This is a genomic window from Lentzea kristufekii, from assembly GCF_033949925.1.
GTDB classification, from domain to species: Bacteria; Actinomycetota; Actinomycetes; order Mycobacteriales; family Pseudonocardiaceae; genus Lentzea; species Lentzea kristufekii.
This window is the reverse complement of the sequence record NZ_JAXAVV010000001.1, coordinates 254,337-267,607: the sequence shown is the minus strand read 5'-3', so window position 1 is coordinate 267,607 and position 13,271 is coordinate 254,337. Positions and strand designations below refer to the sequence as shown.

Here is a 13,271-nt window from a genome sequence, read left to right as displayed (position 1 = left end):
GATCAGGCTGCGTCGACGTCCATGATGAGGCCGGAATCGCTGTGGTGGCAGATCTTTCAGCCAACCGTGTTGATCTTGACCGGCATCGTCACGCGAGGTGATGACGTAGAAGGGCCGGCTCCGGTCGGGGGGTGCGGAGCCGGCCCAGGTCGGGACGGAACTGAAGAACTATCGAGTTCCGAAATTCAGCCTACCGAGCGCAGGTGCTTGCCGTGTGAAGTCTCCTGGCCGACGACGGTCAGGATCAGCTGCGCCGACAGATAAGCACGGCACGGTGCGGGCATCCGCCGTGAGAACCAGCCACGCTTGCAGGTCGCGCACCGGCCGTGCTCGTCGGGCTGGTGCTCGTCGAGCAACGCCTTCACCACCGCGACCACCCTCGGCAACTCAACCCTGGCGAGTACGAGAGCGGTCTGGTCGTCGCCGCGTTCGGCGAGATCGGTGAGTGTGGCCAGGTGGGAGTGCAGCGACTTGTCCAGTTGGCTGAACACCGTGACGGCCATCAGGCTCAGAGCTCCAGTCCTTACGTAAGCAGCCCATGCAGACTGTCGCGCCGAACCTGCGATCTGCAAGTTGCAGTACACGAATGGATGACGTCTCTTTGCGACGCGCTGGTTTGCTCTCAAACTGAGAGCGACCAGAAGGTGGATGGCACCCAGGAGGAGTCATGCGGGGCAGCAGCCCGACCCTGCGCAAGCGCCGGCTCGTGACAGAGCTCAGGCGACTGCGTGAAGTGGCCGGGCTGACGATCGAGGAGGTGGGCGAGCGCCTGGAGTGCTCGGCCTCCAAGATCAGCCGCATCGAGACGGGTCGTGTGGGGGTGAGCCCGCGTGACGTGCGGGACATGCTCAGCGCCTACGGTGCGGACGCCGCCACCCTCGATGAACTGGTCCAGCTGGCGAGGGAAGCCCGTCGCAAGGCGTGGTGGGACGAGTTCGGCGACATCGTGCCCGGTCGTTACGTGGGGTACGAGGCCGACGCGGACTCGATCAGGACCTACCAGGGGCTGATGATCCCGGGCCTGCTGCAGTGTGAGGCGTACACGAGGGCGTTGATCTCCCAGGTGCTGCCGGACGCGCGCGCCGCCGAGATCGACCGCCGCGTCCGGTTGCGCAAGGCCAGGCAGGCCCTGCTGAGTGAGGACGACCCGTTGCGCCTGCACGTCGTGATCGACGAGGCCGCCCTGCGCCGGCTCGTCGGCGGCGCCGAGGTGATGCGCGTGCAGATGGCGCGTCTTCTCGAAGTCGGTGCATTGCCGAACGTCACGATGCAGGTCGTGCCGTTCAGCGCCGGTGGTCATGCTGCGATGGACGGCCCGTTCGTCATCCTGAGCTTTCCCGAGCAGCTCGACTCCGACGTCGTGTACATCGAAAGCACCAGAAGCGGCGTCTACCTGGAACAACAGTCGGACGTCCATTCCTACGCCGAGATGTTCGAGCGTCTCGTGAGTTCCGCCCAGACCCCGCGGGAATCGGCAACCCTGATCACGGAGATCGCTCGCACTCTCGCGTGACTGCGATCGGGAGTGAACAGAGTGGAAAGCTTGCGTTGGCGCAAGAGCAGCCGATCCTCGGCCGGTGGGCCTGATTGCGTGGAGATCGCGCTCGTCTCCTCCGGCACTGCCATCCGTGACAGCAAGAACGCGGACGGAGCGCGGCTGGAGTTCGGTGGCGCGGGATGGGACACCTTCCTCACCGCCGCGAAGACCGGCTCTTTTGTCAGCTGATTGACAGACACAGCACAAGGCCCTGGCTGGATCATCCAGCCAGGGCCTTGTCGCGTAAGGGGACGTGGGTCGGCCGGCGTTCCGCCGCCGCGGGCTGGATGCCCCTTGCACGCCGGCCGACCCACGTCGATCATGGGGAGCAGCGGGTGTTCCGCTGTCCGGTCCAACCTGCTCCGACTCCGAGATCTCCGGTTTCCGTTGATCTCGCCGTCTGTGGTTGGTTGGACACGCTAAGCGTAAGAATGCCTTCTACAGCACGACTGGAGCCCGACTGAAGTGATCTTCAAGCTCCAGGTGGCCCACAGGCGAAGGACAGATCGGTGACGCACGGCGAGGAACCCCTTCGGTTCGAGGTTCTCGGCCTTCTCCGGGTCGTTCGCGCAGGTCAAGAGGTTGATCTCGGTGCGGCGAAGCAGCGTGCCGTCCTCGCGGTCCTGCTGCTGGCGCGCAACACGCCGGTCAGCCGCGGGCACATCATCGAGGCGGTCTGGGGTGACAACGTGCCCTCGAGCGCGGTCAACCTGGTCCAGACCTATGTCGCCGGGCTGCGCAGGGCACTCGAACCGACCCGTGCCCGGAGGGCTCCCGCCGAGCTGCTGACCTCGGTCGGCGACGGCTACCTGATGCGCGTCGAGCCCGGTGCCCTGGACCTCGACGTCTTCGAACGTCAAGTGCTGCTCGCGAACCGCATGCGCGCCGCCGGTGACCTGGCCGGAGCCGCGGTCGAGCTCGACGACGCGCTGGCGTTGTTCCGCGCCGAGCCGCTGGGCGGTGTGTCCGGTCTCTTCGCCGACGTCGAACGCGGCCGTCTCGTCGAACGCCGGCTGGCGGTGCTGGAAGAACGCGCCGAGCTCGGGCTCGCGATCGGGCAGGGCCCGGAACTGGTCTCCCAGCTGAGCTCGGTGGTCGTCGAGCACCCGTTGCGCGAACGCGGCCACGGGCTGCTGATGCGGGCACTGGTCCAGGCGGGCCGGCAGGCCGAGGCGCTGGCCGCCTACCGGGAGGCCCGCGCCGTGCTCATCGAGGAACTCGGCGTCGAGCCGGGTCCCGAACTGCGCCGCGTGCACCAGGCCGTGCTGGCGGGGGACAGCCCCGAGCCGGAACGCGCGCCGGTCCGCGTGCCGCAGCACGTGTCCACCCCCGAACCGGCGCCGGTGACGGTTCCCGCCCAGCTGCCCCGCGCGCCCGTCGCGTTGATCGGCCGGGACGCCGAGCTCGGCTACCTGGACGCGCTGCTGCGCGACCACGACGGCCCGGTGATGCTGGTGACGGGACCGGCGGGCGTGGGCAAGACCGCGCTGGCCCTGCACTGGGCGCATCGCGTGCGGGAGGAGTTCCCGGACGGCCAGCTCTACGTCGACGTGCACGGGTACGACCCGAACCGGGAGCCGCTGGAGATCGGCGAGGTGCTCAACCGGTTCCTGCGCGCCCTGGGCGTGCCGGCCGGTGACACCCCCGTCTCGGTCGACGAACGCTCCGCGTTGCTGCGCACGTTGCTGGCCGACCGGCGGATGCTCGTGATGCTCGACAACGTCCGCAGCTCGGCCGACCTGTTACCGCTGCTGCCGGGCGCGCCGTCGTGCGTCGTCGTGACGTCGCGGCGCCGGTTGGTGGGGCTCGTCGCGCAGGTCGAGGCGAAGCTGGTCGAGCTGGACATGCTCGACCCGGACGCCGCCGTCGACGTGCTGGGCCGCATCGCCGGCCGGTCCGACATCGAGGCCGATGCCCTGCGCGAACTGGCCGAGCTGTGCGACGGCCTGCCGCTGGCGCTGCGGATCGCCGCGGCCCGTCTCGCCGTGTCCCCCCGCCTGCGCGTCGCCGAACTGGTCGAGGAACTGCAGGACGAGCAGGGCCGTCTGGCCGCGCTCGGCCTGGAGGACGGTGAGGGCACCGTACGAGCGGCTCTGGACGCCTCGCGCCGTGCGTTGCCCGCGGAGCCGTCCCGGCTCCTGGCGATCGTCGGCCTGCACCCCGGCGCGGACCTCACCCCGCACGTGGTCGCGGCGATGGGCGACGTGCCGTTGCTGGAGGCCCAGCGCGCGCTGGACGCGTTGACGGCCGCGAACCTGCTGTCCGTCAGCGAACCCGGCCGGCACTTCGCGCACGACATCGTCCGCGTCTACACCAAGACGCTGGCCGGTGAGCTGTCCGAGCCGGAACGCCGTGCCGCGACGGGCCGGATGCTCGACTACTACCTGCACTGCGCGGACCTCGCGGACGGCCTGCTGCCGATCAACCGCGGCAGCGTCCTGGTCGCGCCGGAGCACCGGCCCGTGCACGTGCCCGCGATCTCCGGTGCCGCGGACGCGACGGCGTGGTTCGACGCCGAGCGCGCGAACCTGATCGCCGCCGCCGAGCTCGCGTCGGGCTCCGGCTGGCACGTGCACGCGTGGCAGCTGCCGTACACGTTGTCGCGGTACCTGTGGCTGCGGACCGAGCGCGAGACCTCGTTGCGCCTCACCGAGGCCGCGCTGCAGGCCGCCATCGCCCTGAACGACGACGACGCCCGGTTCGTCATGCAGTTCAACCTGGGCGTCGCGTTGCTGCAGTTCGAACGCTTCGAAGAGGCGTTGCAGGCCCAGCAGGGGGCACTGGAGGTGGCGCGCCGCAAGGAGGACGTGCACCAGCAGGCGCGGGCCCTGACGACGGTCGCCGGCACGTTGCACGACCTGGGCCGGCACGCCGAGGCCGAGGCGCACTACCGCGAGGCCATGGAGATCTCGCGGATCGCGGGCTCGAAGTGGGCCGAGGCCAACGCCCACCACCACCTCGGTCTGCTCTACCTGAGCACGCAGCGCTTCGACGACGCGATGCCGTGGCTGCGCGTGGCGTTGCGGATGTACCACGAGGTCGGCGAGCAGTGCGGGGAAGCGGCCTGCCACGTCGACATCTCCACGGCTCTGCTGGAGACCGGTGACACGGACGGCGCGCTGTCCGCGGCCCGTACCGCGTTGGCGGTGGCGTGCGATGCCGTGTCGCCGTACCACCAGGCGCTGGCGCACGACCGGCTCGCGGCGGTGTTCGAGCAGCTGGGCGCGGCCGGTGCGGCGGCGCACTGGCAGCGGGCGCTGGCGTTGTTCACCGAGCTCGGCGCGCCTGAGGCCGACGGCGTCCGCGCCCGTCTCGCCCGGACCCGCGCGGTGACGGTCGGGTAAGGGGTTCGGCGGGCAGGACTGCGCGTTCGCCCGATGCCTGAGGTGAGGCCTCAGGACGAACCTCAGGACCATGAACGAATGGACCCCTGAGGCGATCAAGGCAGAAATCGACTACCGGCGCGGTAACGCGGTGTGCAACTGGCGGCGGTCGAACGGCCGCGGGCCGTCGTGGCTGAGCCGGGTGATCCACCGCACCTCTGCAAAACACAGCAGCACCCGCTCATGACGTGTGACAGCATGCCACTTGTGGCGCGCCTTGGTTCCGGAATCCCGTTGGTCGCGCGCGATCGGGAGCTGGACCGGTTGCGTGCCGCGTTGGCGAAGGCCGGGGAGGGCACCGCGGGGGCGGTGCTGCTCGCGGGTGACGCCGGTGTCGGCAAGACGCGGCTGATCGACGAGCTGGCCGCCGGCGCCGACGACACCCTCGTCCTCATGGGACGGTGCCTCGACGCGGGCGAGACCGGTCTGCCGTACCTGCCGTTCGCGGAGGCGCTGGGCACGTTGAAGAGCGACGTGTCGCACCGGCCCGCGCTCGCGATGTTGCTGCCGCAGCTGACGTTGCCGGCCGCACGCGAGCCCGGCACCGAGGGCATGATCGCGCCGAGCCTGATCCCGGGACGCAGGCCGGAGCAGGACGTCGGCCAGCTTCAGCTGTTCGACGCCGTGCTCGGGCTCCTCGGTGATCTCTCCGAACAGCAGCGCGTGCTGCTCGTCGTCGAGGACCTGCACTGGGCCGACGCGTCCACCCGGTACCTGCTGTCGTTCCTGTTGTCCCGCCTGCGTTCCCAGCGCCTGCTGGTCGTCGGCACCTATCGCGCCGACGACCTGCACCGCAGCCATCCGTTGCGCCCCTTGCTGTCCGAGCTGGTCCGGCTGCCCGCCGTCGACCGCCTGGATCTCGCGCCGTTCAACGCCGCGGACGCCCGCCGGTTCGTCGAGGCCCTGTCCGACGACCTGCCGCAGGACGTCCTCCGGCAAGTGGCGGAACGCTCCGAGGGCAACGCCTTCTTCGCCGAGGAACTCATCGCGGTGGCCACCTGTGACGACGCCAGGTCGTTGCCGTCCGCGCTCGCCGACGTCCTGCTCAGCCGGGTCGAGAGCCTCAGCCCTGAGGCGCAGCACGTCGTCCGCGTCGCGTCCGTGCGGGGCCGCCGGGTCCGGCACTACCGGCTGCACGAGGTCTCGGGCATGTCCGACCTCGCGTTCGACGCGGCGCTGCGCGAGCTGGTCCAGCACCACCTGCTCGTCGTGCACGACGACGAGGTCTACGCCTTCCGCCACGCGCTGGTCAGGGAAGCCGTCTACGGTGACCTGCTGCCCGGTGAACGGGTCCGGCTGCACGCCGCCTACGCCCGCCACCTGGCCCAGCACCTGGAGGAGCGCGGTGCCGCGGCGGCGCTGGCCCACCACGCCTTCGAGAGCCACGACCTGCCGACGGCCCTGAACGCCTCGATCATGGCGTCCAAGGAGGCCGAACGCGCGGGTGCGCCCGCGGAGTCGTTGCGGTACCTGGAAAAAGCCCTCAACCTGTGGAACGCCGTCGCCGAGGCGGATCGTCCGTCCGATGTGGACGAGTCCGTGCTGCTGCGGCGCGCGTCCTGGGTCGCGGGCACGGCCGGGCAGCCGGAACGCGCGGTCGCGTTCGCCCGCAGCGCCACCAAGGCGATCAGCGCCGAGCAGACGCCGGAGGAGGCCGCCGAGATCTGGTTGCGGCTCTCGCAGGCGCTGTCGATCCTCGACGGCAACGAGGAAGAGCACTTCCTGGTCCTCGCGAAAGCGCTCCAGCTCGTGCGCGACCGCGAGCCCAGCCCCACGCGCGCCCGTGTGTTCGCGGGCAAGGCGTCTTCCCTGCGCCAGCAACGCAAGGACGACGAAGCGCGCGAAGCGGCCGAGCTGGCGATCGCGAACGGCGAGACGGCGAACGCGCCGGGTGCGATCGCGGACGGCCTGGGCACCCTGGCGATCCTCGACGACCACGCGAACCGGCCGGAGGAGGCCAAGGCCAGCTTCGAGCGCGCGATCCAGCACGCGCGCGAGGTCGGAGCGTTCAACAACGAGCTGAGGGCTTGGTACTACTACGGGATGATGCACTACGACCGCGGCGAACTGGCCGAGGCGGCGCGCGTCTACAACCTCGCGGGGGACAGGGCCAAGGAGACCGGCCTGACCTGGAGCATGTTCGGGCTGGAGATCCGCATCCTGCAGGTGCTGGTGCACTACTACATCGGCGACTGGGACTACGCGGCGTGGGCCAGCGAACCGCCCGGCATGTCGGTGTCGTCGACGGTGCTGGCGCGGCTCGCGTCGGCGAGCACGCACCTCACGGTCTCGCGCGGTGACCTGGCCGAGTCCGAGCGGATGATCACGAAGCTGCGCAGCGACTGGCACCGCGACATCCAGATCGCGCTGATCAACGGTGGTACGGGCGCGGAGCTCGCGTTGTGGCGCGGCCGTCCGGAGCTGGCCGTCGAACGCGTCACGGACGCGCTGGAGTGGGCGCGCAAGCTCGGCGGTCCGTGGATGCTCGCGGGCATCAGGATCGGCGCGATCGGCATCGCCGCGCACGCGGAGATCGCCGCGAAGGCACGCCGCAAGCGCGACGCCGAGGCCGAGAGGAACGCGGTCGCCGCCGGGCACGAGCTCGCCGAGCACGTGCGGCTGACCGCGCAGAACGGCAAGCCGCGCGCGGGCGTTCTCGGGCCGGAGGGACGTGCCTGGCTGGCCCGTGCCAACGCCGAGGAGTCACGGCTGGAGGGCTCGGGGGATCCCGAGCAGTGGCGCAGGGCCGTCGACGAGTTCGGCTACGGGGTCGCGTTCGAGCAGGCGCTGTGCCGGTGGCGGCTCGCGGAGGCGTTGCTCGGGGCGGAACGCCGCGACGAGGCCGCCGAGCAGCTGCGGCAGGCCGACGAGGTGGCGACGAGACTCAAGGCCGTGCCGCTCGCCGAGGCCGTCGCGTCGTGCGCCAAGCGGGCCCGCATCAGTCTCAGGGCCGACGAACCGGTGCGCGACCACGTCGACCTCTTCACCCCGCGGGAACGCGACGTGCTCGGCCTGGTGGCCGCGGGACGGACGAACCGCGAGGTCGGCGAGGAGCTCTACATCAGCGAGAAGACCGTTTCCGTGCACCTCTCCCGGATCATGGCCAAGCTGGGGGCGTCGCGGCGCGCGGAGGCCGTGGCCATCGCGTACGACCGGGGTCTGCTGGAATAGCGCCGGTTGTCATACCTCAGGCTGATGCGCAACGCGTCGCGGAGTTGATGTCCGCGTACTCAGCTTCCTCATAGCTTCTTCCTCAGCAAGGAACATCCCCTGTGAGGAAGGCGAGCCACATGTCTGCACTGGTGTCCGAGGTCGGCACCCGGACCGCCGCGGCGGCCCACAACCTGGTGAAGGTCTACGGCAAGGGTGACACCGCGGTGCGGGCGCTCGACGGCATCAACGTCGCCTTCCAGGCCGGGCGTTTCACCGCGATCATGGGTCCGTCGGGTTCCGGCAAGTCCACGCTGATGCACTGCCTCGCGGGACTGGACACGGTGGACAGCGGCGAGATCCACATCGGACAGACCGAGATCACCAAGCTGAACGACAAGGACCTGACCAAGCTGCGCCGCGACCGCGTCGGCTTCGTGTTCCAGGCCTTCAACCTGCTGCCGACGCTGACCGCCGAGCAGAACATCCTGCTGGGCCTGGAGCTCGCCGGCCGCAAGCCCGACCGGGAGTGGTTCGACACGATCGTCAACGTGCTCGGCCTGCGCGACCGCCTGACGCACCGCCCGACCGAGCTGTCCGGTGGCCAGCAGCAGCGCGTGGCCTGCGCCCGTGCGCTCGTCGCCCGTCCCGAGGTCATCTTCGCCGACGAGCCGACCGGCAACCTGGACTCCCGCAGCGGCGCCGAGGTACTCGACTTCCTGCGCATGTCGGTCCGCAAGCTGGGCCAGACCGTGATCATGGTGACGCACGACCCGGTGGCCGCGAGCTACGCGGACCGCGTGGTGCTGCTCGCCGACGGCCGGCTCGCGGGCGAGATCCACCAGCCCACCACCGAGTCCGTCGTCAACGCCCTCACGCACCTGGGGGCGTGAGCTACCGATGCTGAAGACGATCCTTGCGGGCCTTCGCGCCCGCACGGCGAGGCTGGTGCTGTCCAGCATCGCCATCGCGCTCGGCGTCGCGTTCGTGACGGGCACGCTCGTGCTCGGCGACGCGGTCGGGGAACAGACGAGGGACAACTTCGCCCGCAGCGCCCGCAACGTCGACGCGGCCGTGCACATGGGGGAGAACAGCCCCAACCGGGAGGACGGCATCCCGGCCGACTTCCTGCAGAAGATCCGCAACACGCCCGGTGTCGAGGGCGCGGACTCGCGTGAGTTCGGCAGCGCCGCGTTGCTCAGCGGGGAGGGCAAGGCGCGCAGTGCGCTGGTGCAGCCGCTGCCGACGACGGAGAAGCTGCGCGACTTCAACCTCAAGGACGGCAAGTTCCCGGTCAAGGCCGACGAGGCCGCGATCGACACCAAGACCGCCCAGGTCGCGAAGCTCAAGGTCGGCGACAAGCTCAAGCTGCTCGACGAGGAGAACGCGGAGCACGCGTTCACCATCGTCGGCACCTACCAGCAGGGCGCCAGCAGCATCTCGATGTCCGGCAGCGACCACGTCCTGGTCTCGCCGGAAGGCCTGCGCACGGTGATCCCGGACCAGCGGATCTACGAGATCGTCGCGGTCGCCAAGTCCGGTGTCTCGCAGCAGCAACTGGTCGCCGACATCACCAAGGCGATCGGCGCCGGCTACGAGGTGCAGACCGGCGAGCAGCTGACCCAGGCCACGCTGGCGCAGGTCGGTGACGCCGCGAGCGAGATCAAGACGTTCCTGCTCGCGTTCGCCGCGATCTCGCTCGTCGTCGCGGGCATGGTCATCTACAACACCTTCACGATCCTCGTCGCCCAGCGCACGAAGGAACTCGCGCTGCTGCGCTGCGTCGGAGCGAACCGCTCGCAGGTGTTCCGCAGCGTGCTCGCCGAAGCGCTCTTCATGGGTCTCGCGGCGTCCGTGCTCGGCCTCCTCGGCGGACTCGGCGTCTCGGCCGGCCTGCAGGCGTTCATCAGCACGGTGGGCGGCGGCGGCCCCGGTGGCGAGGACGCCCCGATCCGCCTGCCGATCTCGTGGGTGACCATCGCCGCCGGCTTCGGTGTCGGCGTGGTCGTGACCGTGCTGTCGGCCGTGCTGCCGGCCCGCCGTGCCACGAAGGTCGCCCCGGTGGCCGCCCTGCGATCGCAGCCGGACAGCTCCGACGACGTCGCCCGCACCGGCAAGGTCCGGATCGTCGTCGCGACGCTGATCGCGCTGATCGGTGGCGCCGCCGTCTACTTCGGACTGCAGCAGGAGAAGGAAGAGCCGGCGATGTTCATCACCGGTGGCGCCACGATGGTGCTCCTGCTCGCGGTGCTGCTGCTCGGCCCGCTGTACGTGCCGCTGGTGAACCGCCTGTTCGGCAAGGCGCTGCGCGGTGTCCCGGCGAAGCTGGCCTCGGCCAACGCGGGCCGCAACCCCAAGCGCACGGCCGCGACCACGGCGGCGCTGATGATCGGCGTGACCATCGTCGCCATGGTGACGGTCGTGGCCGGCAGTGGCCGCGCGACCATGAACGAGCAGGTGGACAAGCGGTTCCCGGCCGACTACGCGGTCAAGTCCAACGTGTACAGCCAGCCGCTCACGCAGAAGTTCGCCGACGAGCTCGCGAAGGTGCGCAACGTCGCGCAGGTCGCGCCCGAGCTCAGGGCGTACGGCGAGTCGCCCAAGCTGCAGTACGCCGACGTCACCGGATACCCGGCCGACGCGATCGGTTCCCTGGTGCGCCCGGACCTCGCCGGCGGCACGTTGACGGGGATCAAGGACGGCGAGCTCGCCATGCGGGAGAAGGAGGCGAAGGACGCCGGTGTCACCGTCGGCTCCACCGTCCCGATCAGCGGCAAGGACCTCAAGGTCGTCGCGCTGATCAAGGACAACAGCTACGGCACCGGCATCGTGACGCTCAAGACCGCCGAGTCCCTGCTCAAGGAGCCCGTGAAGGGCTACCAGAACGTGCTGGTCAAGCTCGCGCCCGGCACCGACATCACGGTGGCGCGCGCCGACCTGGAACGGTTCATCGCGACCTCGCCGGTGGCGGTGCTGGACTCCGCGGCCGAGACCAAGGCGGAGCTGAACGGCCAGATCGACCAGATCCTGATGTTCATCTGGGCCCTCGTCGGCCTGGCGCTGATCATCGCCCTGTTCGGCATCGCGAACACGCTGACGCTCTCGGTGCTGGAACGGACCCGCGAGTCCGCCCTGCTGCGGGCGCTGGGCCTGACCAGGGGCCAGCTGCGGCAGATGCTGGTGGTCGAGTCGATCCTGATGGCGCTGATCGGCGCGGTCGTGGGCGTGCTGCTCGGCGCCGGGTTCGGGTGGCTGCTGGTCGAGGCGATCTCGAACTCGGAGTTCCGGATCAGCTTCTCCATCCCGTTCGGCCAGATCGGCATCATGCTCGGCCTGGCCGTGGTCGCGGCGGTCATCGCGGCAGCCCTGCCGGCCCGCCGCGCGGCCAGGAACTCCGTGGTCGCGGGCATGGCGGAGGCGTAGGAGACACCCCGCCCGGCCTCGCTGTCGGGGGCCACGGCCGGGCGGGTTCGGGAGTGCGGAAACAGGGGCCGCACTACCGGGGGATCGGTGGAGGTCCGGTGCTGTCGGGGCACCGGGCCTCCGCTGCGTTCAGAGGCGCGAACGCGTTCGTCACCCGCCGAATCGGCAGGTGGACCGCCGCTTCGGAAAAAATCTTGGGGACCGCGCGTCACTTTTGGCCCGCGACCCCCTCTACCTGGGGTGAGGGACGACCGGAGCGAGGGCCCGGTCGTCCCTCTTCGTCGTTTCCGGGGTCCGTCCGCCGCTCAGCGCGAGACGCTCGGCGTTCCGGCAAATGTTTTTGTTGCCTGCCTCCACAAAGTTACGGAACGATGTCGACCGCTTGACACCCGCGCGTCTCCGGTTGAGTGTGAGAGCGCTCTCATCACAGTTAAGCGCCGCTCACGGCGTCGTCGAGGAGGACGGATGAGCACAAGACTGGTCGGCAGCGTTGCTGCGACCCTCGCGATGGTTCTGGTCGCTGGATGCGGCGGGAGTTCCGGGGCCGACGGCAAGATCGAGCTGTCGCTGGGTCTGTTCTCCGACTTCGGGTACGACAAGCTCATCGAGGAGTACCAGGCCTCGCACCCGAACATCAAGATCGAGCAGCGCAAGGTCAAGATGGAGCAGCACAACACGCAGCTCGCGACGCAGCTCGCGGGTGGCCGTGGTGCCGCGGACATCGTCGCTCTCGAGGAGGGCGTGGTCTCGCAGTTCCGCGCCTCCAAGGACAAGTTCGTGAACCTGGCGGAGTACGGCGCCAAGGATCTGAAGGACCAGTGGGCCGGGTGGAAGTGGAACCAGGGCACCGCCGACGGCGGTGAGTTCGTGCTGGGGCTGGGCACGGACATGGGCAGCCTCGGGCTCTGCTACCGCGCCGACCTGTTCGCGGCGGCGGGCCTGCCCACCGACCGCGCCGAGGTCGCCAAGCTGTGGCCGACCTGGGCCGACTACGCGAAGGTCGCCGACCAGTTCACGGCCAAGACGCCGAACGTGAAGTTCGTCGACACCGGCCGCAACGTCTACAAGGCGATCCTCGACCAGACCGAGGAGGGCTACTTCGCGAAGGACGACTCGTACATCGCGGAGAAGAACGACAAGGTCAAGACGGCGTTCGAGACGGCGGCGGCGCTCGGCACCAAGCAGCAGACCGGTGCCCTGGAGCCGTTCAGCCAGGACTGGAACGTCGCGCTGAAGCAGGGTTCGTTCGCCACGACCACGTGCCCGGCCTGGGCGCTCGCGCTGATCAAGGCGGGTGCCGGTGACGCGGCTGCCGGGAAGTGGGACGTGACGACGGCGCCCGGCGGTGGCGGCAACTGGGGCGGCTCGTTCCTCGCCGTCCCGAAGCAGGGCAAGCACCCGAAGGAGGCCTACGAGCTCGCCAAGTGGCTCACGGCCCCCGAGCAGCAGAAGCGGATCTTCAAGGAGACCGGCAACCTGCCGAGCCAGCCGAAGGTCTACCAGGACGCCGAGGTGCAGGCGACCGTCAACGAGTACTTCAACAAGGCACCGGTGGGCCAGATCTTCGCGACCTCGGCGGAGTCGCTGAAGCCGACCTACCGCGGCACGAAGGACTCGAAGGTCGGACCGGTGTTCGCCACCGCGCTGACCCGCGTGGAGCAGGGCAAGCAGTCCGCGGCTGAAGCGTGGACGCAGGCCCTGAAGGAAGCGACGGACGCCGCCAAGTGACGGTGACGCGTCAAGAGACCGAGGCGGCTCCGGCCGTCTCGGTTTCGCCT

At 69.8% G+C, this 13,271-nt stretch carries 9 protein-coding genes; 8 read left to right on the top strand and 1 reads right to left on the bottom strand.

Features of this window, described 5'->3' with window-relative positions; translation table 11 throughout:
* Nucleotides 1–185 precede the first annotated feature (185 nt).
* Nucleotides 186–503: a hypothetical protein gene (locus tag SK571_RS01325; RefSeq protein WP_089917134.1), complete on the bottom strand. Its 318-nt coding sequence runs from the start codon at nucleotides 501–503 to the stop codon at nucleotides 186–188.
* Nucleotides 504–667: 164 nt separating this feature from the next.
* On the opposite strand from SK571_RS01325, the gene SK571_RS01320 reads away from it, so the two are divergent.
* The 8 genes from SK571_RS01320 to SK571_RS01285 all read left to right on the top strand — a co-directional run bounded on the left by SK571_RS01320 (nucleotide 668) and on the right by SK571_RS01285 (nucleotide 13,221).
* Nucleotides 668–1,513 (top strand): helix-turn-helix domain-containing protein, encoded by an 846-nt coding sequence (locus SK571_RS01320; protein ID WP_319982168.1) that lies wholly within the window; start codon nucleotides 668–670, stop codon nucleotides 1,511–1,513.
* A 12-nt stretch (nucleotides 1,514–1,525) separates the two neighbouring features.
* The gene (locus SK571_RS01315; RefSeq protein ID WP_319982167.1) at nucleotides 1,526–1,726 is read left to right on the top strand and encodes a DUF397 domain-containing protein; all 201 of its coding nucleotides are present in this window, start codon (nucleotides 1,526–1,528) and stop codon (nucleotides 1,724–1,726) included.
* Between the two features lie 320 nt (nucleotides 1,727–2,046).
* Nucleotides 2,047–4,881, top strand: a complete 2,835-nt coding sequence (locus tag SK571_RS01310; RefSeq protein WP_319982166.1) for an AfsR/SARP family transcriptional regulator — start codon at nucleotides 2,047–2,049, stop codon at nucleotides 4,879–4,881.
* 70 nt (nucleotides 4,882–4,951) lie between these two features.
* Nucleotides 4,952–5,107 (top strand): hypothetical protein, encoded by a 156-nt coding sequence (locus tag SK571_RS01305; RefSeq protein ID WP_319982165.1) that lies wholly within the window; start codon nucleotides 4,952–4,954, stop codon nucleotides 5,105–5,107.
* Nucleotides 5,108–5,118: 11 nt separating this feature from the next.
* A complete protein-coding gene (locus SK571_RS01300; RefSeq protein ID WP_319982164.1) occupies nucleotides 5,119–8,091 on the top strand; it encodes a helix-turn-helix transcriptional regulator in 2,973 nt (990 codons plus the stop codon).
* 119 nt (nucleotides 8,092–8,210) lie between these two features.
* Nucleotides 8,211–8,963 (top strand): ABC transporter ATP-binding protein, encoded by a 753-nt coding sequence (locus tag SK571_RS01295; RefSeq protein ID WP_319982163.1) that lies wholly within the window; start codon nucleotides 8,211–8,213, stop codon nucleotides 8,961–8,963.
* A gap of 7 nt (nucleotides 8,964–8,970) precedes the next feature.
* Nucleotides 8,971–11,493, top strand: coding sequence for an ABC transporter permease (locus SK571_RS01290; RefSeq protein ID WP_319982162.1), 2,523 nt, complete (start codon nucleotides 8,971–8,973; stop codon nucleotides 11,491–11,493).
* A gap of 465 nt (nucleotides 11,494–11,958) precedes the next feature.
* Nucleotides 11,959–13,221, top strand: a complete 1,263-nt coding sequence (locus SK571_RS01285) for an ABC transporter substrate-binding protein (protein ID WP_319982161.1) — start codon at nucleotides 11,959–11,961, stop codon at nucleotides 13,219–13,221.
* Nucleotides 13,222–13,271: the final 50 nt, after the last annotated feature.